Origin of the sequence: Caulobacter sp. RHG1, assembly GCF_013181195.1 — a bacterium.
In the GTDB taxonomy this organism is placed as follows: Bacteria; Pseudomonadota; Alphaproteobacteria; order Caulobacterales; family Caulobacteraceae; genus Caulobacter.
Window position 1 is genome coordinate 624285 of the sequence record NZ_SMZP01000003.1, and the last position, 23459, is coordinate 647743.

Sequence of the window (23459 nt, forward strand, 5' to 3'; positions counted from 1 at the left end):
CGCCGTCAGTCCGGCGCCAGGCGGCCGCAGTAGCCGAAGATCACCCCGACCCACGGATGGGCGACCAGCACGCGGAAGCGGTAGACGTCGTCGCGCGCGAAGGTGCGGGCGCGGATGCGCGGCGCCCACGCGGCGGGCAGGGCCAGAGGGCCAATCCGCCAGCCTTCAAACTCCCAGGAAAAGCCGCCCGGATAGTCGGCGACGTGGAAGCGGAAGGTGATTGGTTCGGCCGTTTCCTCGAAGGCGTAGGCGTCCTCGCGCACGGCGGCGATGTGGGAGCGGAAGCGGCGGGCTCCGAACCGCCGGGTCCAGGTTTCGCCGATGGCCTTGGGCGCGATGTCGACGACCGTCGCGTGGCGGCCGGCTTCGGGCAGGCCCTGGATGAGCCGGATGATGCGCGCCAGGCCGCCGGCGCCGCGCGCTCGGGCCCAGCCGCTGAGCGTTCGCGCGCCGCCGTCGTGGGCGTGGCGCACCACCTCGGGCAGGCGGGCGACGCGTGACCCTAGGGCGCGGGGGAAGACGCCTGCAGCGCGTGGCGCGGCGGCGTCGATGCGGGTGCGGATCGGGAACGGCTTCAGCGGCGCCAGCAGATCCTCCATCAGCAGCAGGCCGACGCAGGCCGCGGCGCGGGGCGGGCCTTGAAGCCGGTCGTCCAGCAGGGCGCGTAGGATCGCCGCGGCCGGGGCGGCCGGCGTGTTCGGCCCGGCGCCGGCCTGCGCCCACAGTCCCCAGCGCGCGCGGACGGTCTCGCCCTGGGCGTCCTTGCCGACCGCCTCGACGACCATGCCGCCGCGATCGCTGCCGAACCGCGCCAAGTGGTCGGCGAGACGGCCCAGCAGCGGGGCAAACGGCGACAGCGCACGGACCAGGCCGTTGCGCCGCGCCCAGCCCAGCAGCGCCAGGCCGTGATGGGCCAGGGAAAGCTCCAGCCCGGCCTCGAACCGTCCGACGTAACGCGGCTTGTACCGGCGCGGCAGCACGTCGAGGTCTGGCGTCTCGGCCAGGGCGACCCAGCGGCGACCCAGGCCTGGAAACAGTTCCCGGCGCGAGCCGCTCCAGCCCGGCCGGCGCGTCCAGGCCCCGCCTTCGAACACCCGCACCGGCCGTCCCACCCACGAGAAGATCGCGGCGACGACGGACGGGCCGCGCGGGGCGTCGGCGCCAGGCGAGATGGCCGTCGTCACCGCGTCGATCCGCGTCCAGCCGGCGGTGAGACGATCCAGGGCGGCGGTGCTCAACGCCGGGGTCGAGCTGGCGCCGGTGATCGCCCAGCGCTTCGACGTAGCGGCCGCCTGCGCCATCGCCTCCGGGAACTGCTCGACAAAGGCGCGGCCGTCGGCGAGATCGACATAGTGCGCGCCGGTCGCCAGGGCGACTTCGGCCAGGCGCAGGTCGCTGGTCTGAAAGGGCCCGGCCGCGTCGACGACGGCGAAGGGCGCCAGGTCGGCTAAGGCTCCTGGCGCATTGCGGTCGAAGGTCGCGATCTCGATCGTCGCGGGGCCTTGCAGGTGATCGCGCAGGGCCTCCAGCGGCTCACGTCGTCGGGCGGCCAGCACAAGGATGACATCCGGCCAGCGGTCGATCATCGCGGCCAGGCGCGCGCCGAAGACGCCGCTGGCGCCGACCACGACGATGCGGCGCGGCGGGCTCATTCCAGCACGAACCGCGCCCGCTGGGCTGGCGTCGGGACCATGCAGCGGTCCTTCTTGCCCATCAGCCGATAGCGGTTGGCGGCGATCCAATCATAAGCCCTGTCGGTCGCGCGACGGGGCAGGCGGTCGACGACGGCCAGCCAGCGCCACGGCGCAGGCATGCGGCGCAGCAAGGCCCCAATGGCGGCGGTCTTGGTCAGCGGCCGGCCGTGGTCGAAGAACAGGAAGCTCTCGGGCGTGTCCGGGTCCAGGCCATGATCCAGCGCCAGCCGCCGGCCATAGTGCGACTGGATCGGCGTGAAGCGGATCACGCCGTCCCGATCCAGGGCCAGCACGGCCTGCACCGAGCCCGTACAGAAATTGCAGACGCCGTCGAACAGCCAGAGGCCGTCGACAGGCGCTGCAAGGGGCTCCTGGGTCACTTGCTCCGGTTCTTGACCAGGTCGTCGACCACGGCCGGGTCGGCCAGGGTCGAGGTGTCGCCCAGGCTGTCCAGTTCGTTCTCGGCGATCTTGCGCAGGATGCGGCGCATGATCTTGCCCGAACGGGTCTTGGGCAGGCCGGGGGCCCACTGGATGACGTCGGGCGTGGCGATCGGGCCGATCTCGCGGCGGACCCAGTCGACCAGGTCCTTGCGCAGACCCTCGGTCGGCTCGACCCCAGCGTTCAGGGTCACGTAGCAATAGATGCCCTGGCCCTTGATGTTGTGCGGATAGCCGACCACGGCCGCCTCGGCGACCTTGGGATGGGCCACGAGGGCGCTCTCGACCTCGGCGGTGCCCAGGCGGTGGCCCGAGACGTTCAGCACGTCGTCGACCCGGCCGGTGATCCAGTAGTAGCCGTCGGCGTCGCGCTTGCAGCCGTCGCCGGTGAAGTACTTGCCGGGGTAGGTCGAGAAATAGGTCTCGAAGAACCGCTCATGGTCGCCATAGACCGTGCGCATCTGGCCCGGCCAGCTGTCGGTGATGACGAGGTTGCCCTCGGTCGCGCCTTCCAGCACCACGCCTTCGGCGTCGACCAGCTGCGGCTTGACGCCGGGCATCGGGCCGCAGGCCGAGCCGGGTTTCAGGCCATCGGCGCCGGGCAGCGGGGTCATCAGCACACCGCCGGTCTCGGTCTGCCACCAGGTGTCGACGATCGGGCAGCGGCTCTCGCCGACCACGCGGTGGTACCAGAGCCAGGCTTCGGGATTGATCGGCTCGCCGACGCTGCCCAGCAGGCGGAGCGAAGAGCGAGACGTGCGCTCGACGGGAGCCTCGCCCTCGCGCATCAGCGCGCGCAGGGCCGTCGGGGCGGTGTAGAAGATCTCGACCTTGTGCTTGTCGATCACCTGCCAGAAGCGGCTGTTGCTGGGATAGTTCGGCACGCCCTCGAACATCAGGCTGGTCGCGCCGTTGGCGAGCGGGCCGTAGACGATATAGGTGTGGCCGGTGACCCAGCCGACGTCGGCCGTGCACCAGTAGATCTCGCCGGGGCGGTAGTCGAAGACGACCTCGTGCGTCCAGCTGGCCCAGACCAGATAGCCGGCGGTGGTGTGCAGCACGCCCTTGGGTTTGCCCGTCGAGCCCGAGGTGTAGAGGATGAACAGCGGGTCCTCGGCGTTCATCGGCTCGGGCGAGCACAGGATCGAGGCTTTGGCGGCGGCGGTCTCGTAGATCACGTCGCGGCCCGGCTCCATCGGCACCTCGGCGCCGGTGCGGGTGACGACCAGCACGGTCTCCACGCCGGGGCAGTGGTGGACGGCGGCGTCGACGTTCAGCTTCAGCGGGATGCGCTTGCCGCCGCGCACGCCCTCGTCGGCGGTGATCACCAGCTTGGAGTCGCAGTCGTTGATGCGGCCGGCCAGGCTGTCGGGCGAGAAGCCGGCGAACACCACCGAGTGCACGGCGCCGATGCGGGCGCAGGCCAGCATGGCGTAGGCGGCCTCGGGGATCATCGGCAGATAGATGGTGACGCGGTCGCCCTTGGAGACGCCGTTCGCCTTGAAGACATTGGCCATGCGGCAGACCTGCTCGTGCAGTTCCGCATAGGTGATCTTGCGCGAGGCGGCCGGGTCGTCGCCCTCCCAGATCAGCGCGGTCTCATGGGCGCGATGGGGGAGGTGGCGGTCGATGCAGTTGGCCGAGACGTTGAGGACGCCGTCCTCGTACCAGCGGATCTTGAAGTCGTCCTTGTCGAAGGAGACGTCCTTGATCTTGGTCGGCGGGGTCTGCCAGTCCAGGCGGCCGGCCAGGTCCTTCCAGTAGGCGTCGGGATCGTCCTCGACGCGGCGGCGGGCCGTGGCCAGGGTGTCGACGTCCAGATAGGCCCGTTCGGCCCAGCCCTTGGGTACCGGAAAAATCATGCCGTCGCTCACCAGCCGCTACTCCCTTTAGGCTTATATCGTTGGTCGCCGAGATAGGCGATGCCGACCGCACGGCGCAAGAAGACCACTGGGGTTTCTCACGTCGCTACGATCGGCAGGTCTTAGTTAGGGTAGGATCAGAAGAAGCCCAGGGCCTTGGGGCTGTAGCTGACCAGCAGGTTCTTGGTCTGCTGGTAGTGGTCCAGCATCATCTTGTGGGTCTCGCGGCCCACGCCCGACTGCTTGTAGCCGCCGAAGGCCGCGTGGGCCGGATAGGCGTGGTAGCAGTTGGTCCAGACGCGGCCGGCCTCGATGCCCCGGCCGAAGCGATAGGCGCGGGCGCCGTCGCGGGTCCACACCCCGGCCCCGAGACCGAAGTTGGTGTCATTCGCGATGGCCAGCGCCTCTTCCTCGGTCTTGAAGGTGGTCACGGCCAGCACCGGGCCGAAGATCTCCTCCTGGAAGATCCGCATCTTGTTGTGGCCCTCGAACACGGTCGGCTCGACATAGTAGCCGTCGGCCAGCTGGCCCGGCAGGATCTTGCGCTTGCCGCCGGCCAGCAGCTTGGCGCCTTCGTTCTGGCCGATGTCCATATAGCCGAGGATCTTGTTCAGCTGCTCTTCCGACGCCTGGGCGCCGATCATGGTGGCGGGGTCGAGCGGGCTGCCCTGGACCACGGCGTTGACGCGCTTCAGCGCCTTTTCCATGAACCGCTCGTAGATCGACTCCTGGACCAGCGCCCGGCTGGGACAAGTGCAGACCTCGCCCTGATTGAGGGCGAACATGGTGAAGCCCTCCAGGGCCTTGTCGAGATAGTCGTCGTCTTCGCGGGCCACGTCGTCGAAGAAGATGTTCGGCGACTTGCCGCCCAGCTCCAGGGTCACCGGGATCAGGTTCTGGCTGGCGTATTGCATGATCAGCCGGCCGGTCGAGGTCTCGCCGGTGAAGGCGATCTTGGCGATGCGCGGGCTGGAGGCGAGCGGCTTGCCGGCCTCGACGCCGAAGCCGTTGACGATGTTCAGCACGCCGGCGGGCAGCAGGTCGCCGATCAGCTCGGCCCAGACCATGATCGAGGCCGGGGTCTGTTCGGCGGGTTTCAGCACCACGCAGTTGCCGGCGGCGAGCGCGGGCGCCAGCTTCCAGCAGGCCATCAGCAGCGGGAAGTTCCACGGGATGATCTGGCCGACCACGCCCAGCGGCTCGTGGAAGTGATAGGCGATGGTGTCGTGGTCGATCTCGGAGATCGAGCCTTCCTGCGAGCGCAGGCAGCCGGCGAAGTAGCGAAAGTGGTCGATGGCCAGCGGAATGTCGGCGGCCAGGGTCTCGCGGATCGGCTTGCCGTTGTCCCAGGTCTCGGCGGTGGCCAGGGTCTCGAGGTTCTCCTCCATGCGGTCGGCGATGCGCAGCAGGATGCGCGAACGCTCGCCGGCGGGGGTCTTGCCCCAGGCGGCCTTGGCGGCGTGGGCGGAGTCCAGGGCGCGCTCGATGTCGACGTCCTGCGAACGGGCGATCTCGCAGATCTTCTGGCCGTGGATCGGCGAGCTGTTGTCGAAGTAGCGGCCGTCGGCCGGGGCGACCCACTGGCCGCCGATGAAGTTGTCGTAGCGGGCCTTGAACGGCGGGCGCGACAGCGAGTCGATGAACTCGGGCTTGGTCATGGCTTCCTCCATGCGCCTGTGCGGCGTCATTGGAGTCAGATTGGCCCTGTCCTTGATCTGCGGCGCCCCTCGGCCATGGGGGCTCCTGGCGACTGTCTCAGATGTGAGACAGGTTCAGTGGAATTCGCGATCCCGGGTCAGGTCCAGACGCTTCATGCGCCGGTGCAGGGTGGCGCGGGAGAGGCCCAGCAGCGCCGCGGCGGCCGAGACATTGCCGCCGGCCTGGCTCAGCGCGCGGCGGACGGCGGCGCGTTCGGCCCCATCCAAGTCGGCCGAGCGATCGGGCGAGGGGAGGCCGCGCTTGATCGCCTCGTCGGTCAGTTTCAGGGCCAGGCGCGCAGCGCGGGTGGCGCCGATCACCAGGTCGTCGCCGTCCACCGCCAGCATCGGCGCCGAGGCCCGCTCGGCCCCGGTCTCGGGCAGCAGGACGATGCGCGCGCCGGGGAAGGTCTCGCGGAAAGCCCGCGCCTCGATCCGCCGGGCGGCGTCGGTGACCGCCCGCTCGACCAGGCCGGTGACGCCCTCCAGGCCAGGCCGGCACGAGGAGACGTCCAGTGCGCCCGCCAGCCGGCCGCCGGCGTCGAACAGCGGCGAGACGGTGCAGGACAGGCCGATATTGCGGGTGTGGAAGTGCTGGTCGCGGTGGATGGTCAGCACCCGCTGCTCGGTGATGCAGGTGCCGATGCCGTTGGTGCCTTCGCTGGCCTCGCTCCACACCGCGCCCTCCCACAGGCCCCAGCGGCGGAAGACCGCGTCGTCGCTGGCCATGCCGCGCCGGTCGACCGGCACGCCGTCGGCATTGGTCAGCAGCACGCAGCAGCCGGCGTCGCCGACCGCCTGGAACAGGACGTCCAGATTGTCCTGCGCGGCCAGCAGCAGGCCGCCCAGCTGCTCGCGGGCGGCGCGCAGTTCGGGACCGGTCAGGGTCTCGGGCGGCTTGCGGTTTTCGGGGTCGAGATGGTGCTGGGTCAGGCAGCGCCGCCAGGACGCGGCGACCGGCGACAGGGCCGGTGCGGCGCCGTCTCGCAGCACCGACAGCACCCGTTCGGCGTGACGCGCCGTTGCGGCCATCCTTGTCCTCCCTGTGTGTTGTCCACAGCATGACGCTGGGAAAGCCTCCAGCGCAAGTGTGACGTTTTGGGGTCGGCGGGTCCCCGTTTCGGGCGTAAAGCGTCCCCTCCTGTTCTTCCCGAAGGCGTCTTCCCATGCTGCTCGCGCTGTCCACTTGGTCCGAGATCGAGACCCGCATCCAGACCGACAAGACCGTGGTGGTGCCGATCGGCTCCAACGAGCAGCACGGTCCGACGGGGCTTTTAGGCACCGACTGGCTGTGCCCCGAGATCATCGCCCACGAGGCCAGCAAGCGCGCCAACGACAGGATTCTGGTGGCCCCGACCTTCAACATCGGCATGGCCCAGCACCACCTGGCCTTCCCAGGCACCATTTTCCTGCGGCCGTCGACCTTCATCGCCGCGATCGGCGACTGGGTGCGCTCGCTGGGCGCGCATGGCTTCACGCGGATCTATTTCCTGAACGGCCACGGGGGCAATGTCGCCTCGATCGAGGCGGCGTTCTCGGAGATCTATGCCGACTACAGCTTCCGCCAGGCCCGCGCGCCGTTCGCCCTGAAGCTGAAGAACTGGTGGGACTTGGCCGGCGTCAACGCCCTGGCCAACCGCCAATTCCCGACCGGCCACGGCAGCCACGCCACGCCGTCCGAGATCGCCGTCACCCAGTGGGCCTATCCCGAGACGATCAAGACCACGGCCTATGAGCCGAAGATCGCCCCGACCGGCCCGATCCGCGAGTCCCTGGACTTCCGCGCCCGCTACGCCGACGGCCGCATGGGTTCCGACCCGGCCCAGGCCACCCCGGAAAAGGGCGGCGAACTGGTCGACATGGCCGCCAACGCCCTGCTTGAAGACATCGCTGCGTTCGGAGCCGAGAAGGCGCCGGCCTAAGCCTCGACCACCCTACGCTCCAGCGCCGGCTGGCCGTGGCGCGTGGCCATGATCTCGCCGATCACCGCCACGGCGACCTCGAACGGGGCCTTGCCGCCCAGGTCCAGGCCGATCGGGGCGCGCAGCTTTGCGAAGTCCCGCTCGGTCAGGCCGGCGGCCCGCGCCCGGGCGATCCGTTCGGGCAGGCGTCGCCGCGCGCCCAGTAGGCCGACATAGGGCGCGGACGAGGGCAGGGCGGCCATCAGAGCTTCGTGGTCGTGCTCCAGGTCGTGGCCGCAGATCGCCACGGCGGTCCAGCGATCCAGGCCGATCGCGGCCAGGGCCTCGGGGACCGGCTCGCGGCGATAGGCGACGCCTGGCAGCGGCGGCGGGGCGGTCGGCCCCTTGGGTCGGACTAGCCAAGTTTCGAAACCAGCCTGGGCGCCTAGACTGGCGGTCGCCAGGGCCGTGGGATCGCCGCCCAGCACGACCAAGCGCGGCAAGGGGTCGAAAGCGCGTTCGAAGGCGCCGGCCCAGGGCGCCTGCGGCTCCTCGACGCACAGGCGCTTCTCGCCGTCGCTGAGCCAGAAGGCCGGCGCCCGTGCAGCGGCCAGGTCCAGCAGCGTGCGGGCGGCCGGATCGTCAGGCGCGATCTTCTCGACCAGGATCTCGATCCGCGCGCCGCATAGCAGGCGGATGTCCGGCCAGGGGCTGCCCTCGCCATAGACGAGCCGACGCGGACGGCCGTCCTCCAGACAGGCGCGGGCGTGCGCTTCGACGTCGGCCTCAATGCAGCCGCCCGACAAAAAGCCGGAAACAATTTTTTCGCCGAACACCATCTGGGCGCCGACAGGACGCGGCCCGCCGCCGCTCAATCCGACGATCGTCGCCAGGGCGGCCGGACCGCGCGAAAGCGCCGTGGACAAGGCCGGACGGGCGTCATCGACCATGCCGTAGAGGGGCCAATGGGCGGCGGAAACGGCGTCGAAACGGTCGGTCGTCATCGGGGCGACTTTAACCCCTCGGCAAGGTTCCAGAAACCGGATGTTCAAACCTTGGCGCGTACCGTTCGCATCTGTTGTGGTTTTTGGCGCACGGATGGCGATGTCCATTTCGGTTTCAAAACTTGGTCTGGCTGCGGCCCAGTTCGGTCTCGACGGCGGAAGCTCGTCGGCGCCGCGCGGTCGCTCGCCCGAAGCCGAGACCCGCGACATGCTCAACATCGCCTGCCGCGCCGGCCTGTCGGTTCTGGACGCCTCGGGTCTGTACGGACGCGCCGAGACCCTGCTGGGCGACCTGATCCCGCGTCCCGTGCCGTTCCGCGTCACCATCGCCGCCGCCCGCGCCGATCGTGGTCCCGACTATGTCGAGGCCGAGGCCCGCGCCACGCTGCGCCGCCTGGGCGTCGAACGCGCTGACTCGATCATCGTCCACTCGCCCGCCGAGCTGTGCGGCGTGCATGGCGCTGGCCTGTGGGATCGCCTGCAGCGCCTGAAGGATCAGGGCCTGTTCGCCAAGATCGGCGTCGCCGCTCACGCCACCGACGATCCGGTCGGCGTCGCCAAACGCTTCAAGCCCGACATCCTGCAAGCCCCGGCCTCGCTGCTCGATCAGCGCCTGCTGGCCGACGGCTCGCTGCAACGCATCGCCGGCATGGGCGTCGAGGTGCACCTTCGCTCGATCTTCCTGAACGGCCTGCTGTTCCTGCCGCCCGATCGCGTCCCCGCCCAGCTGAAGGGCGCTTCGGGCCGTCTGTCGCGCGTGCGCCGGATGATCGCCGAAGGCCGCTCGGATCCGCTTCAGGCCGCGCTGGGTTTCGCCCTGTCGCGTCCCGAAGGTTCGGCCGTCCTGGTCGGCTGCAACTCGGCCGCCGAGCTGTCGGCCGTGGTCGCCGCCGCCTCCAGCCCGCCGCCGGATCTGGACTGGGACGACATGGCCATCGACGATCCAGTCGCGCTCGACCCGCGACGTTGGGTCGCCTGACCAAACCCTAGAATCACGTTCGAGACTGCTTGCAGATCGCGGTCGCTCACGCGTCCCCGATCGCCTGTTCATGTCTCGTAAGCTTCTGATTCACCTGGATTTTATGAATCCCAACTAGCCTGCTCTCAATAAAGGGAGACGCGTCATGATCCTCGCCGTCCTGCAGGCCCGCATGGGGTCGTCCCGGTTGCCGGGCAAGTCGATGGCCACTCTCCAGGGCGAGCCGATGATCGTGCGCCAGCTGGAGCGTCTGCGCGACGCGCGCTGCCTTTCCAAGATCATCGTGGCTACCAGCCAGGACACGACCGATGACGCCTTGGCCGGGTTCCTGGTCTCGCGCGGCTATACGGTCAATCGCGGGGCCGGCGCCGATATTCTCGCTCGCATCGCCCGTTGCGTCGACGCCATCAGCTCGGTGAGCCATGTGGTCCGTCTGAAGGGCGACGCGCCGTTCATGGATCCGGGCGTCGTGGACGAGGCTGTTCGCCTGGCTCTGGCCAGCGGCGCCGACTACACCTCCAACCGCGTGCATCGCACCTATCCGGCTGGTCTCGAGGTCGAGGTCATCAAGGCCTCGGTGCTGCGCGCCGCCGCCGCCGAGGAGCGTGATCCGCAGGCCCGCATCTCGCCGACCGCCGCCATTCGCAGCCAGCCCGACCGCTGGACCCAGGCCCATCTGCGCGCCGCGCGGGATTGGTCTAAGCTGGACTGGCGGGTGAAGACCGCCGCGGACCTGGCGTTCGCGCGCTCGGTCTATGACGCCTTGCACCCGGTCGATCCGGGCTTCCGGATGACCGATGTGCTGGATCTCGTGGAGAGCCGCCAGGACATTGGGCGGTTCGCGGCCTGATACTCTGTGCGTCCTTCGAGGCCCGCTGCGCGGGCGCCTCAGGATGAGGAAATCAGAAATCCCCTCATCCTGAGGTGCGAGGCGAAGCCGAGCCTCGAAGGACGCAGTGCGCCTACTTCCAAGCCCCGTACGGATCCGCCGAGCTTTTACCCAGCGCCTGGGCCACCGCCGGGTGGGTCAGCTCGCCGGCCAGAACGTTGAGGCCGCGCGCCAGGTGGACATTCGCCTTCAGTGCGTCCAGGCCCTTGTCGGCTAGGGCCAGGCCGAACGGCAGGGTCGCATTGCCCAGGGCTTCCGACGACGTCCGAGGAGCCGCGCCCGGCATGTTGGCCACGCAGTAGTGGACGACGCCGTCGACGACATAGGTCGGTTCGGCGTGGGTGGTCGGCTTGCTGGTCTCGAAGCAGCCGCCCTGGTCGATCGAGACGTCGACCAGCACCGAGCCCGGTTTCATCTGCGACAGGTGCTCGCGACGGACCAGCTTGGGCGCGGCTGCGCCGGCGGTCAGCACCGCACCGATCACGACGTCGGCCTTGAGGATCTCTTCCTCCACCGCGCCGAAGGTCGAATAGCGGGTCAGGATGCGGCCTTGATAAAGGTCGTCCAGCTCGCGCATGCGCGGGATCGAGCGCTCCAGCACCACGACTTCGGCGCCCAGGCCGGCGGCCATGCGCGCGGCGTTGGCGCCGACGACGCCGCCACCCAGCACGACCACGCGGGCCGGCGGCACGCCAGGCACGCCCGAGAGCAACAGACCCATGCCGCCATTGTGCTTCAAGAGGCTCTCGGCCGCCGAATAGATGGCGATTCGGCCGGCCACTTCCGACATCGGGGCCAGCAGCGGCAGGCCACCGTTCGCGTCGGTGACGGTCTCATAGGCGATGGCCGCCGCGCCGCTCTTCAGCAGGCCTTCGGTCTGGGCCGGATCAGGCGCCAGGTGCAGATAGGTGAAGAGGATGTGGCGCGGCTCAAGCTTTTCCCACTCGACCTTCTGCGGCTCCTTGACCTTCACGATCATGTCCGCGCCGGCGAAGACGGCGGCGGCGTCCGGGGCGATGGTCGCGCCGGCCTTCACATAGGCCGCGTCGGCATAGCCGGCGCCGAGGCCCGCGCCGGTCTGGACCAGGACGGTATGGCCGTGCCCGACATATTCGCGGACGGCGGTGGGGGTGAGACCGACCCGGTGTTCGCCCGGTTTGATCTCGGATGGGACGCCAACGCGCATGTGCTTCCTCCAAAAGCGCTTTGTCGAAACTGTGCGCTCGGATGCGCGCAGTTTCCCTGAGGATTTCGTGGGCCTGCCTCGCTATCGCGCAGGAATCCTGCGTGATAACCTTGGCTAATGAAGAAAGCCGCCGTGAACCTGGATGGTTTCGACCGGAAGCTCCTCCACCTGCTGCAGCGGCGTGGGCGGGCCAGCTATGTGGAAATGGCTGAGGCGGCGAATCTTTCCGAGTCCGCCTGCCTGCGCCGCGTGCGGGCGCTGGAGGAGGCCGGTGTGATCAGCCGCTACGCCGCGGTGATTGACGAGCGCGCCGTGGGCCTGCCGCTCAGCGTCTTCGTCACCGTCACCCTGTCGTCCCAGGCCGAGGCCACGCTGAGCGCCTTCGAGAAGGCGGTGGCCAACGTCCGCGAGGTGGCCGAGTGCTACCTGATGACTGGCGGCTCGGACTATCTGCTGCGACTGGTGGTGCGCGACGTCGACGACCTGGAGCGGGTGCATTCGCAGGAGTTGACCCGCATCCCCGGCGTCGTGCGCGTCAGTTCCAGCATCGCCATGCGAACTGTCGTTAAGCGCGGCGAACTGCCGCTGTAGCGGCAAGGTTAACCGTTCTTGAGCAGTTGAGATTCTAGCGTTCGCCGACTTCAAATCACGTCGGGGGACGAGATGGTTTCGAGACGACTCCTGCTGGGGGCTCTGGCGGGACTTGCTGCGCCGGCCATCGCCTTCGCTGAGGGCGACGGCCCCGCGCCCAGCCTGCTGACCCGGAAGGGCCGCCGCACACGCTCGGCCCTCAAGCATCAGGCCACCGACAAGGCCGCGCTGGACAAGGCGCTGGCCGAGGTCAAGCCGCTGGAGGCCCATCCGGCCGTCCACACGCCCGCCGCCGAGCCGGCCGTCACGCCCGACGAAGCCCTGGGTCGCCTCAAGCACGGCAACGCCATCTACGCCCGTGGCGGCGCCAACCTGATGCTGCCGACCATGGCCCGCATCGCCGAGCTGTCGCAGGGCCAGCACCCATTCGCGGTGGTCATCGGCTGCGCCGACAGCCGCACGGCGCCGGAACTGGTCTTCGACTGCAACATGGGCGAGTTGTTCGTCGTCCGCGTCGCCGGCTCGACCGTCGGCCGCGAGGGCCTGGGCTCGATCCTCTACGCCGTCGAGCACCTGGGCGCGCCGCTGATCGTCGTGCTGGGCCATACCAAGTGCGGCGCGGTCGGCGCGGCCGTGGACGTCGCCAAGAAGCACACCGAGATGCATGGGGCGCTGCAGGAGATGGTGCTGCCGATCATCCCGGCCGTGCTGGAAGCTGACGAGACCCACCCGGCCGACCTGCAGGACGCCGCCATCCGCCGCAATGTCCGAGACATCGCCGGCCGTCTCAAGCGCGCCGACGAGGTCCTGACCGAACGCATCGCCGACGGCCGCCTGAAGGTGGTCTCGGCCTGCTACGATCTCGGGACCGGGGTGGTCAGCTTCGACACCTGAGGCTGTCATCCACCTGCCGTTGACCCCCGCTCGCGCTTAGGCTCAAGTCGCCTGAACAAAAGCATGATCGTGTGGGGTTACGGATGTCGACGGATCAGACGCCGCCGGAAGGCGCGCCGAACGGCTCCTCGCAGGACAAATCTTTCAAAGGCCGGTGGGCGAAGCTGCGTGACGGCGTCTCCGCGCGCTGGCCCGCCGGGCTGAAAGGCCCCGTGGCCATCGCCGTGGCGGCGGCCCTCGCGGCCGGCTTCGGCGGCGGTTTCGCGGTCGGCAAGGGCGGCTGGTTCTTCGGCGGCGGCAAGCCGGCCGGGGCCGAATCAGTCAAGGGCGAGAGCTGGTCGCTATTCGGCAAGCCGCGTGGCGCGGGCGCGCCGCGTCGTGGCATCCCCAAGCCTGAAGGGTTCGCCGTCTGGCAGACGCGCGTCGACAGCAGCGGCGCCGATCCGCTGGCCTGCATCCGCATGTCCAAGGACCTGGATGCGTCCAAGTCCTATGCCGACTTCGTGCTGGTCTCGCCGGACCTGGGCCGTCAGCCGTCGGTCCGCGTCAAGGGCGACGAGCTGTGCCTGGGCGGCATCGGCTTCACGGATCACCGCGTCACCCTGTTGAAGGGCCTGCCGGCCAAGGGCGGTGAGACCCTGACCGCCAACGCCGACGTCGACTTCACCTTCGGCGAGAAGCCGCCCTATGTCGGCTTCGCCGGTGATGGCGTGATCCTGCCGCGCGAGGAAGCCGACGGCGTCGGCATCGAGACGATCAATGTGCAGACCCTGGCCATCGAGGTCTGGCGCATTCCGGACCGCAACCTGGTCCGCAAATCGATCTCCGCCCCCGATCCGACCGGCGAAGGCGACTGGGCCGGCGACTATGGCGACGACTCGGTCGGCGACGACGGGCGCCGCGTCTGGAAGGGGACCGTGCAGGTCACCGGCGGCGCGACGGGCCAGAAGGCGACCACCGTCTTCCCTCTGGGCGCGGTGCTGAAGGACATGAAGGCCGGCGCCTTCGTTATCAAGGCGCGCGACGCCTCGGGCGCTCGCTCGACTGAAGACGACAGCGGCGACAACAATCCCGCCCAGGCCCGCCGCTGGATCGTGTTCACCGACATGGCCATGCTGGCCTATGACGGCTCGGAAAGCCTGGACGTCGTGGTCCGCTCGCTGAAGACCGCCAAGACCCTGTCGGGTGTGCGTGTGGCGCTGGTCGCCGCCGACGGCGAGTCGCTGGCGGAAAGCAACAGCGACGCCGACGGCCGCGTGCGCTTCCTGCGTCCGCTGCTGAAGGGCCAGGGCGCCGAGCGCGCCAAGATGGTCATGGCCTATGGCCCGCAGGGCGATCTGGCCGTGCTGGACCTGGACCGCTCGCCAGTCGACCTTTCCAAGCAGGGCGTCGGCGGCCGCACCGAGGGCGGCGTCGGCGGACGCAGCGTCGCCTCCGACATCGACGGCTATCTCTATGCCGACCGCGGCATCTATCGGCCTGGCGAGACGGTGCACCTGACCGCCATGGTCCGAGACCGGATGGCCAAGGCCGTTTCCGACCGCAAGGGCGAGATCGTCGTCAAGCGTCCGTCGGGCGTGGAGTTCAAGCGCTACCCGTTCGGCCAGGCCAACGCCGGCGCCGTGCTGGCCGACATTGCTCTACCGCGCTCGGCGCCGCGTGGTCGGTGGACCGCCGAACTGAAGATCGAGGGCATCGAGGAGGCGTCGGGCAGCCTGTCGTTCTCGGTCGAGGACTTCGCCCCGCAGCGCCTGGCCGTCACCGCGACGGGCCAGGAAGCCAACCCGGTGCGCGCCGGCGAGACCCGCCAGGTCGATGTCTCGGCCCGCTTCCTCTACGGCGCGCCGGGGGCTGGCCTGCAGACGCAAGGCGAGGCCCGCCTGCGCGTGGATGCCGACCCGTTCCCGGCCTTCAAGGGCTATGAGTGGGGCGACCAATCCAAGCCCTTCGACGAGAAATATATCGACCTGGGCACGACCGTCACCGACGGCGAGGGCCGGGCGATCCTGTCGGTGGGCACCAGCGAGGCCGGCGACACCGCTCAGCCGCTGGTCGCCGCCGTCACGGCGTCGGTCTTCGAGCCCGGCGGCCGCCCGGTCCGCGAGGGCGTGGACCTGAAGGTGCGCGGCAAGGCGCTGTACTACGGCGTCAAGGTCGACCAGGGCGAGGCCGGCAAGGGCGATCCGCCCGTCAGCCTCGACATCATCGCCGTCAACGCCGCCGGCCAGCGCGTGGGCGCGACCGCGACCTACACCCTGGTCGCCGAGCGCTGGGACTATGACTGGTTCCAGCAGAACGGCCGCTGGCAGTGGCGGCGCACCAGCCGCGACGCCATCGTGGCCAAGACCCAGGTCAATATCGGCGCCGGCTCGCCTGCCAAGATCACCCGCCGCCTGGGCTGGGGCGACTATCGCCTGGAGATCGAAGGCGCCGACGGCGCGCGCACCGTCACCCGGTTCTCGGCCGGCTGGGGTTCGCCCGCCAAGGAAGGCGAGGCCCCTGACGTGGTCCGCGTGACCGCCGGAACCAAGACCTACGAGCAAGGCGACACGGTCGAGATCACCCTCAAGCCGCCCTATGCCGGCGAGGCGCAGGTCGCCGTCGCCACCGACCGCCTGATCGACTTCAAAACGGTCAGCGTCGGCGAGAACGGGACCACCGTGCGCCTGAAGACGTCGGCCGCCTGGGGCGGCGGGGCCTATGTCATGGTCAGCGTCGTGCAGCCGCGCGACCCGGTCGCCTCGCCCAAGCCGCGTCGCGCCCTGGGCCTGGTCTACGTCCCGATCGACCCCAAGGGCCGCAAGCTGACGGTCGACCTCGGCACGCCGACCAAGATCGACAGCAAGGCCCCGGTCGAGATTCCGGTGAAGGTGTCGGGCATGGGCCTGGGCCAGAAGGCGCGCGTCACCATCGCCGCCGTGGACGAGGGCATTCTGCGCCTGACCCACCAGGAAAGCCCCGATCCGGTGAAGTGGTACTTCGGCAAGCGAGCCCTGACGCTCAGCTACCGCGACGACTACGGCCGCCTGCTCGACCCGAACCTGGGCGCGCCGGCCAATGTGAACTTCGGCGGCGACGAGATCGGCGGCGAGGGCCTGACCGTCACCCCGATCAAGACCGTGGCCCTGTGGTCGGGCGTGGTCGAGACCGGCTTCGACGGCAAGGCGGTGATCAAGCTGCCGGCCGCCGACTTCAACGGCGAACTGCGCCTGCAGGCGGTGGCCTGGACCGACACGGCCGTCGGCTCGGCCTCCAAGCCGCTGACCGTGCGCCAGCCGGTGGTCGCCGACCTCAACCTGCCGCGCTTCCTGGCGCCGGGGGATGAGGCCTACGCCACGCTGGAGTTGCACAATGTCGAGGGCAAGCCAGGCGCCTACACCGCCGAGGCCTTCTCGTCGGGCGGGCTGAAGGTCGCCTTCAAGAAGGTGTTCCAGCTGATCCTGGGCCAGCGCATCGCCGAGAAGATCCCCTTCCTGGCGCCGGACGTGACGGGCGTCGGCAAGATCGGCTTCAAGGTCGCCGGCCCCGGTTTCGAGACCCAGAAGGACTACCCGATCCAGACCCGCCTGGGCTGGGGCGACATCGTGCGCACCACCACCGAGATCCAGCGTCCGGGCGAGGCGTTCACGCCGTCGTACCAGCTGCTGTCGGGCCTGGCGGCGGGCGACGTGACGATGCAGGTCAGCTATTCGCCGATCCGGGGCTTCGACCCCTCGGCGATCGCGGTGGCCCTGCAGCGGTACCCGTACGGCTGCACCGAACAGCTGGTCTCGGCCGCCTATCCGCTGCTGTACGCCCAGACCTTCTCCAGCGATCCGAAGCTGAAGCGCACCCCGGCGGCCCTGTCGCAGGCGGTGGGCAAGCTCTTGGACCGCCAGACCCTGGACGGCGCCTTTGGCCTGTGGCGGGTCGGCGACGGCGAGGCCGATCCCTGGCTCGGCGCCTATGTCGTCGACTTCCTGCTGGAGGCCAAGGCGCAAGGCATCGCCGTGCCGGACGCGGCGATCGACAAGGCCGTCGGCGCCATGCGCCAGGTCAGCCGGCCGGAAGGCTGGGCCTCGGTCGCCTATCGCATGGAGTATCCGGGCTGGTGGGCGTCCAACGAGGACGCTTCGAAGAAGGCCACCGAGCGGATGCGCCGCCGCGCCAGCGCCTACGCCCTCTATGTGATGGCCAAGGCCGGAAAGGGCGATCTGGCCCGCCTGCGCTGGTGGCACGACGTCCAGATGAAGGACGAGAGTCAGCCGGCCGCCAAGGCCTATGTGGCGGCGGGTCTGGCGAAGATGGGCGACAATGCCCGGGCCCGTTCGGCCATGCGCCAGGCGGTCGCCTCGCTGGGCTATCGCGACGAGCTGGACTGGTACCAGTCGACCTTGCGCGACACCGCGGTGGTCACGGCCCTGGCGGCGGAGTCCAACATGATGGACATCGCTCGCCAGATGCAGGGCCGCCTGGAGAATGTCAGCAAGGATCCCGACAGTCTGAACACCCAGGAACAGGCGGCGCTGATGCACGCGGCCAACGCCCTGATCCAGGCCGCGGGCCCGATGTCGATCGAGGCCAAGGGCGCAAATGCTCTACCCCCGGCCGGCGGCGCGCCGCGCTGGGCGGTGGGCAAGCTGACCGACGCCCGCTTCGTCAACAACGGCAAGGGCGCGCTGTGGCGGACCGTCTCGGTTCGCGGCACCCCGACCTCGGCTCCGGGCGCCAGCAGCAATGGTCTGTCGGTGTCCAAGCGCCTGTTGTCGATGAGCGGGGCGACGATCGACCCGGCTGCGATCCGCCAGGGCGACCGGGTGATCGTGCTGGTCTCGGGCTACAACCAGCAGTCCCGCTCGACGGCCCTGGTGGTCGACGACGCCCTGCCGGCCGGCTTCGAGATCGAGACGACGCTCGGGGCCGACGACGCCCAGAACGGTCCGTTCAAGTTCCTCGGGACCCTGACCGCCGCTGACGTCCAGGAGAGCCGCGACGACCGCTTCGTGGCCGCCCTGGACCTGGCGGGCGACAAGCCCTTCGCCCTGGCCTACGTGGCGCGGGCGGTGACGCCGGGCTCGTTCTTCCTGCCGGGCGCGGTGGCCAAGGACATGTACCGTCCCGCCGTCAACGCTCGCTCGGAAGCTTCGCGCGCGACCATCGCGCCGGGGCAGTGAGGGAACGCAAGATCGCGGCGATCACCAAGGGTTTGGTGGTCGCCGTCGGCGCCCAGGTCGCGCTGTTCGCCTTGAGCGCCGCCCTGCCGCCGGACATGACGCGGGCCAAGCATTCCTCCCCGGTGGTGCTGGATCATCGCGGCGCGTGGCTTCGCGCCCTGCCGGTCGAGGACGGCCGCTGGCGGATCCGGGCGGATCTCGAACGTACCGACAAGACCTTCCAGAAGCGTCTGATCCGGACCGAGGACGCGCGGTTCGTCTGGCACCTGGGCGTCGATCCGCTGTCGCTGGTCCGGGCGATCGGCTCGGCGGTGGTCCATGGCCGGGTGACGTCCGGGGCCTCGACCTTGACCATGCAGACCGCGCGGCTGCTGGAGCCACGCCCGCGCAATCTCGGAGCCAAGCTGGTCGAGATGGTTCGCGCCGTGCAGCTGGAGTCGCGACTCTCCAAGCGCGAGATCCTGGCCCTGTACCTGACCCTGGCCCCCTATGGCGGCAATCTGGAAGGCGCGCGGGCGGCCAGCCTCAGCTATTTCGGCCATGAGCCGTCCAGCCTGACCGACGGCGAGCAAGCGCTGCTGATCGCCCTGCCGCAGTCGCCGGAGGCCCGCCGTCCCGACCGCCGTCCGGAGGCCGCCAAGAGTGCCCGCGGTGGCGTTCTGGACAAGATGGTCCGGGCCGGCACGATCAGCGAAGCCGCCGCCTACGAGGCCCGCAACGAGCCGCTGCCGGGCCGCACGCCGTTCCCGGCCCTGGCCTGGCACGCGGCCGGCGAGCTGGCCCGCAACGCGCCGCAAGGGACGGCCACCGTGATCTCGACCCTGGATGCCGACCTGCAGGGTCGGCTGGAGCCGATGGCCGCCGCCGTCGCTAACGCCCAAGGGGTGGACGCCACCGCCGCCATCCTGGTGGTCGAGATCAAGACCCGCGCGGTCCGCGCCGCCGTTGGCTCGGCCGGACGCGATCGGGCCGGCGGCTGGGTCGACATGACCCGCGCCCTGCGTTCGCCCGGCTCGGCCCTGAAGCCGTTCATCTACGCCATGGCCATGGACGACGGCCTGGTCGCCGCCGACACTCAGCTGGCCGACAGCGCCACCCGCTTCTCCGACTATCAGCCCGAGAATTTCGACCGCGTGTTCCACGACAAGGTCACGGTGCGCGAAGCCTTGGCCCATTCGCTGAACGTCCCGGCCGTCGCCACCCTGGAACGGTTGGGGCCCGAGACCTTCGCCGGCCGCATCGAGGCCGCCGGCGCGCATCTGGCCCGTCCCAAGGCGCAGCTGAAGGAGGCGGGGCTGGCCCTGGCCCTCGGCGGCGAGGGGATCACCTGGCGCGATCTCGTCATGCTCTACGCGGCCCTGGGCGACGGCGGCGTCGCCAAGCCGCTGGCCTGGACGGAGGAGGACGCGAAGGCCCGTGAGCGCTCGAGCGGCCACCGCCTGGTGCGGTCGGACTCGGCGCAGCAGGTGCTGGACATCCTGCGCGAGGCCCCGGCCCCAAAGGGCCGCGCGCCGTCGGCCCTGACCCGGGGCGGGCCGTCGATGGCGTTCAAGACCGGCACATCCTACGGCTTCCGCGACGCGGTGGCGGCTGGCGTGGTTGGCGGCTATGCGATCCTGGTCTGGACGGGGCGGGCCGATGGCGGCGCGCGGGGCGGGCTGACGGGGCGCGACGCTGCCCTGCCGCTGTTGTTCGACGTCGCCGACGCCGTCGGGGCCCCGACTTCGGCCCCGCGTCCGATCGCGCCGAAGTCCGCGCCTCAGGCGCTGCAGCAACTGCAAGCCGCCAATGCCGGCCCGCGGCTGATCTTCCCGCCGGACGGCGCCTCGGTGCAGGTCGATGCGCTGGGCGTGCGAGGGCGCGGTCTGGTGCTGGCCGCCCAGGGCGAGGGCCTGACCTGGTACGTCGAAGGCGCGCCGCTGGATCCTGACCCGGTCAGCGGCCGCGCGATCTGGAAGCCGGCCGCGCCGGGCTTCTATCGGCTGATGGTGGTCGATGCCCAAGGCCGCAAGGCGAACGCCAAGGTGCGGGTCAAGGGCGGTTAGAACGAGACTTCATCCCGCGCTCCATGCGCGGGATGACTGTTTCGGGGAGGCTCAGCCCTCGTCCGCTTCCGAGCCCCGCTTCCAGAACGGCCGGTCCTGGATCACGGTCTCGGCGATCACCCGCTCATAGTCCTCGACCCCGGCGATGCCGATGTTCAGGTCGGTGACCAGGCCGTCGTGTAGCGAATAGACCCAGCCATGGACGGCCAGCTGCTGGCCGCGCGCCCAGGCGTCCTGGACGAAGACGTCGGCGGCGACGTTGCGCACCTGGCGGGCGACGTTGAGCTCGGTCAGGCGGTCCAGCATCTCGCGCTTGTCGCCGATCTGCTCAAGCTCGTGCTTGTGCTCGGCGTGAACCTCGCGGATCGGGTGCAGCCAGTGGTCGACGAGGCCGCGGCGCTTGCCGTCGATGGCCGCCGCGACGCCGCCGCAGCCGTAGTGGCCCACGACCATCACGTGCTTGACCTTCAGCACGTCGACCGCGAACTGCAGCACGCTGAGATAGTTGGCGTCCTGCGGCGGGGCCAGGTTGGCGACGTTGCGGTGGACGAACAGCTCGCCCGGATCCAGGCCGACGATCTCGTTGGCGGGCACGCGGCTGTCGCTGCAGCCGATCCACAGATACTCGGGGCTCTGCTGGCCTTCCAGGCGCTTGAAGAACTCCGGGTCGACGGCGGTCTTGCTCTTCGACCAGGCGGCGTTGTTGGCTTTCAGGTCCTCAAGCATCTAGCGCTCCGGATGATGGTCAGGGTGGGCGGCGGCGATGGCCGGATGTTTGGCCGCGCGGGTGGCTGCGGCCTGGATCGCCGGGAAGGGCGACAGATCGACGTTGAAACGGCCTGCGTTGAACACCTGCGGCACCAGCAGGCAGTCGACCAGGCCCGGGGCGTCGCCATAGGCGAAGCCTCCCGAGTGCTGGGCGACCATCGGCTCCAAAGCCCGGAAGCCGTCGCTGATCCAGCGGGCGACCCAGGCGTTACGGTCGGTCTCGCCGATTTCCAGGGCCGTCAGCTGGCGCAGGATGCGCAGGTTGTTCAGCGGATGGATGTCGCAGGCGATGATCTCGGCCATGCCGCGCACGATCGCCCGCTCGAACGGGGCGGCGGGCAGAAGGCGCGCGCCAGGCGCCACCTCGTCCAGCCATTCCAGGATGGCCAGGCTCTGGGTCAGCGGGCGGCCGTCGATTTCCAGAGTCGGGACCAGGGCCTGGGCGTTCAGCGCGCGATACTCCGGCCCCTGATGGGCGTTGGCAACCAGGTCGACGGGGCGCAGTTCGTAGCTGAGGCCCTTCAGGTTCAGGCCGATACGCACCCGATAGGGCGCGCTGGCGCGCTTGGCGCTGTGCAGGACGAGCTTCATCGGCGGGGCCCTAGATAAGCGTGAACTCGAGACGGCCGACGCCCTCGACTTCGCCGACGATCTTGTCGCCGCGAACGATGGCGGCGACGCCTTCGGGCGTACCGGTGAAGATCAGGTCGCCGGCGGCCAGGGTCCACAGCTCGCTGGCCTTGGCGATCACTTCGCCGACGTTCCAGATCAGGTCGCCGATCTGGCCGCGCTGGCGCTCGACGCCATTGACCGAGAGGGTGACGGCGGCCTCAGGCGCCGGGGCGTCCATGATCCGGATGGCGGTGATCGGGGCGCTTTCGTCGAAGGCCTTGCCGGCTTCCCACGGCTGACCCTTGGCCTTGGCGGCGCCTTGCAGGTCGCGACGGGTCAGGTCGACGCCGACCGCGTAGCCGAACACCGCTTCCAGCGCCTGTTCAGGCGTCAGATTGGCGCCGCCGCTCTTGAGGGCCACGACCAGTTCGATCTCGTGATGCAGGTCGCGGGTCGCCGGCGGATAGGCGATCTCGCCCTTCAGCGGCGCGATGGCGTCGGCAGGCTTGGCGAAGAAGAACGGCGGATCGCGGGTGTCGCCGCCCATCTCGCGGGTGTGGGCGGCATAGTTGCGGCCGACGCAGAGGATGCGGCGCACTGGGAAGACCGCATCAGATCCCTCCACCGGGACCGTCGGAATGGCGTGCGGGGGAAAGGCGTAGGAGGTCATGGCGCTTCGTTTAGACCCAAAATCGCCGAGCCAAAACCCTCGTTGAACATCCGCAAGGCGGCGGCTTCAAAGTCATTGCCGTTCAGAAATCCTGCGGTTGAACGGGGGGAATAAACGTTCTTTCACTTGCCCCGGTCGTTGACGCCGAGTCATGTCGGTGTTGGGGCTGTTTGGGCGAATATTCGGGGGCGTCATGCTGATCATCGAGAACCTGACCCACGTGTACGGCAATGGGACGCGGGCGCTGGACGAGGTCAATCTGACGATCCCGCGCGGCATGTACGGCCTGCTGGGTCCGAACGGCGCCGGCAAGTCGACCCTGATGCGCACCATCGCCACTCTGCAGGCCCCGACCTCGGGGCACATCCGGTTCGGCGACATCGACGTGCTGAAGACCCCCGAACTGCTGCGCCGCACGCTCGGCTACCTGCCTCAGGACTTCGGCGTCTATCCACGGGTCAGCGCCTACGACATGCTCGACCACATGGCGGTGCTGAAGGGCATTTCCGGGGCCAAGGAGCGCAAGGAAACCGTCGAGAACCTGCTGAACCAGGTCAATCTGTGGAGCGTGCGCAAGAAGGCCATCGCCGGCTTCTCGGGCGGCATGCGCCAGCGCTTCGGCATCGCCCAGGCCCTGATCGGCGATCCGCGCCTGATCATCGTCGACGAGCCCACCGCCGGCCTCGATCCCGAGGAGCGCAACCGCTTCCTGAACCTGCTCGCCGAGATCGGCGAGAACGTGGTGGTGATCCTGTCGACTCACATCGTCGAGGACGTCTCCGACCTCTGCCCGGCCATGGCCATCATCTGCGACGGGCGCATCGTCAAGGAGGGCGCGCCCGCCGACCTCGTCGGCCAACTCAATGGCAAGATCTGGAAGAAGATCATCGACAAGGCCGAGCTTGAAGCGACCAAGACGCAGTACAAAGTGATCTCAACCCGTCTGCTGGCCGGGCGCACGGTCATTCACATCCTGTCCGACGACAATCCCGGCGACGGCTTCGAGCCGGTCGCGGGCGGGCTGGAGGACGTCTACTTCTCCACCCTCTCGACCACCCGGCGCGCGGCCTGAGC

General features: G+C 69.5%; 18 protein-coding genes and 1 pseudogene. 8 read left to right on the plus strand and 11 right to left on the minus strand.

Annotation, left to right across the window (positions count from 1 at the left end):
• Positions 1-5: 5 nt before the first annotated feature.
• The 5 genes from E1H18_RS10740 to E1H18_RS10760 all read right to left on the minus strand — a co-directional run bounded on the left by E1H18_RS10740 (position 6) and on the right by E1H18_RS10760 (position 6725).
• Positions 6-1652 carry a DUF4166 domain-containing protein gene (locus E1H18_RS10740; protein WP_172267396.1) on the minus strand — a complete coding sequence of 549 codons (1647 nt, stop codon included), beginning with the start codon at positions 1650-1652 and terminating at the stop codon, positions 6-8.
• Positions 1649-2074, minus strand: a complete 426-nt coding sequence (locus tag E1H18_RS10745) for a DCC1-like thiol-disulfide oxidoreductase family protein (protein WP_172267399.1) — start codon at positions 2072-2074, stop codon at positions 1649-1651. Before E1H18_RS10745 ends, E1H18_RS10740 begins: the two co-directional genes overlap by 4 nt.
• Positions 2071-4011, minus strand: coding sequence for an acetate--CoA ligase (gene acs, locus E1H18_RS10750; RefSeq protein ID WP_172267711.1), 1941 nt, complete (start codon positions 4009-4011; stop codon positions 2071-2073). Before acs ends, E1H18_RS10745 begins: the two co-directional genes overlap by 4 nt.
• 122 nt (positions 4012-4133) lie before the next feature.
• On the minus strand, positions 4134-5654 hold the full coding sequence (adh, locus tag E1H18_RS10755) for an aldehyde dehydrogenase (RefSeq protein WP_172267402.1): 1521 nt from the start codon (positions 5652-5654) through the stop codon (positions 4134-4136).
• A 114-nt stretch (positions 5655-5768) separates the two neighbouring features.
• Positions 5769-6725, minus strand: coding sequence for a GAF domain-containing protein (locus E1H18_RS10760; protein ID WP_172267405.1), 957 nt, complete (start codon positions 6723-6725; stop codon positions 5769-5771).
• A gap of 134 nt (positions 6726-6859) precedes the next feature.
• Here E1H18_RS10760 and E1H18_RS10765 point away from each other — a divergent pair, with 134 nt between their 5' ends.
• Entirely contained in the window at positions 6860-7615 is a 756-nt protein-coding gene (locus E1H18_RS10765) for a creatininase family protein (RefSeq protein WP_172267408.1), read from the plus strand.
• Here E1H18_RS10765 and E1H18_RS10770 read toward each other — a convergent pair.
• Positions 7612-8706 (minus strand): XdhC family protein, encoded by a 1095-nt coding sequence (locus E1H18_RS10770; RefSeq protein WP_172267411.1) that lies wholly within the window; start codon positions 8704-8706, stop codon positions 7612-7614. The two genes, E1H18_RS10765 and E1H18_RS10770, sit on opposite strands and share 4 nt — an antisense overlap.
• Between E1H18_RS10770 and E1H18_RS10775 the strand changes: the two genes are divergently transcribed.
• Entirely contained in the window at positions 8699-9577 is an 879-nt protein-coding gene (locus E1H18_RS10775; RefSeq protein ID WP_172267414.1) for a bifunctional regulator KidO, read from the plus strand. The two genes, E1H18_RS10770 and E1H18_RS10775, sit on opposite strands and share 8 nt — an antisense overlap.
• Before the next feature lie 145 nt (positions 9578-9722).
• The gene (locus E1H18_RS10780; protein ID WP_172267417.1) at positions 9723-10427 is read left to right on the plus strand and encodes a glycosyltransferase family protein; all 705 of its coding nucleotides are present in this window, start codon (positions 9723-9725) and stop codon (positions 10425-10427) included.
• A gap of 7 nt (positions 10428-10434) precedes the next feature.
• On the opposite strand, the pseudogene E1H18_RS27290 reads toward E1H18_RS10780, so the two are convergent.
• A pseudogene (locus E1H18_RS27290) lies at positions 10435-10562 on the minus strand (hypothetical protein); the annotation flags it as partial.
• A complete protein-coding gene (gene ald / locus E1H18_RS10785; protein WP_172267420.1) occupies positions 10540-11652 on the minus strand; it encodes an alanine dehydrogenase in 1113 nt (370 codons plus the stop codon). The gene ald and the pseudogene E1H18_RS27290, both read right to left, overlap by 23 nt.
• A 117-nt stretch (positions 11653-11769) precedes the next feature.
• On the opposite strand from ald, the gene E1H18_RS10790 reads away from it, so the two are divergent.
• The 4 genes from E1H18_RS10790 (at position 11770) to pbpC (ending at position 20335) form a co-directional block, all read left to right on the plus strand.
• Complete coding sequence (locus tag E1H18_RS10790; protein ID WP_172267423.1) at positions 11770-12243, plus strand: Lrp/AsnC family transcriptional regulator; 474 nt, start codon at positions 11770-11772, stop codon at positions 12241-12243.
• 72 nt (positions 12244-12315) lie between these two features.
• Entirely contained in the window at positions 12316-13137 is an 822-nt protein-coding gene (locus tag E1H18_RS10795; protein WP_172267426.1) for a carbonic anhydrase, read from the plus strand.
• 83 nt (positions 13138-13220) lie between these two features.
• Positions 13221-18290, plus strand: coding sequence for an alpha-2-macroglobulin (locus E1H18_RS10800; protein ID WP_172267429.1), 5070 nt, complete (start codon positions 13221-13223; stop codon positions 18288-18290).
• Positions 18287-20335: a penicillin-binding protein 1C gene (gene pbpC / locus E1H18_RS10805; RefSeq protein ID WP_172267432.1), complete on the plus strand. Its 2049-nt coding sequence runs from the start codon at positions 18287-18289 to the stop codon at positions 20333-20335. Before E1H18_RS10800 ends, pbpC begins: the two co-directional genes overlap by 4 nt.
• A 51-nt stretch (positions 20336-20386) precedes the next feature.
• Here the strand turns inward: pbpC and E1H18_RS10810 are convergent, their stop codons facing one another.
• Genes E1H18_RS10810 through E1H18_RS10820 form a run of 3 tightly spaced genes read right to left on the minus strand, consistent with a single transcriptional unit; the run spans position 20387 to position 22385 of the window.
• Entirely contained in the window at positions 20387-21061 is a 675-nt protein-coding gene (locus E1H18_RS10810) for a carbonic anhydrase (RefSeq protein WP_172267435.1), read from the minus strand.
• Positions 21062-21694: a maleylacetoacetate isomerase gene (gene maiA / locus E1H18_RS10815; RefSeq protein ID WP_172267438.1), complete on the minus strand. Its 633-nt coding sequence runs from the start codon at positions 21692-21694 to the stop codon at positions 21062-21064.
• A gap of 10 nt (positions 21695-21704) precedes the next feature.
• Positions 21705-22385 carry a fumarylacetoacetate hydrolase family protein gene (locus E1H18_RS10820; RefSeq protein WP_172267441.1) on the minus strand — a complete coding sequence of 227 codons (681 nt, stop codon included), beginning with the start codon at positions 22383-22385 and terminating at the stop codon, positions 21705-21707.
• Between the two features lie 193 nt (positions 22386-22578).
• Here E1H18_RS10820 and E1H18_RS10825 point away from each other — a divergent pair, with 193 nt between their 5' ends.
• Positions 22579-23457, plus strand: coding sequence for an ABC transporter ATP-binding protein (locus tag E1H18_RS10825; protein WP_172267444.1), 879 nt, complete (start codon positions 22579-22581; stop codon positions 23455-23457).
• Positions 23458-23459: the final 2 nt, after the last annotated feature.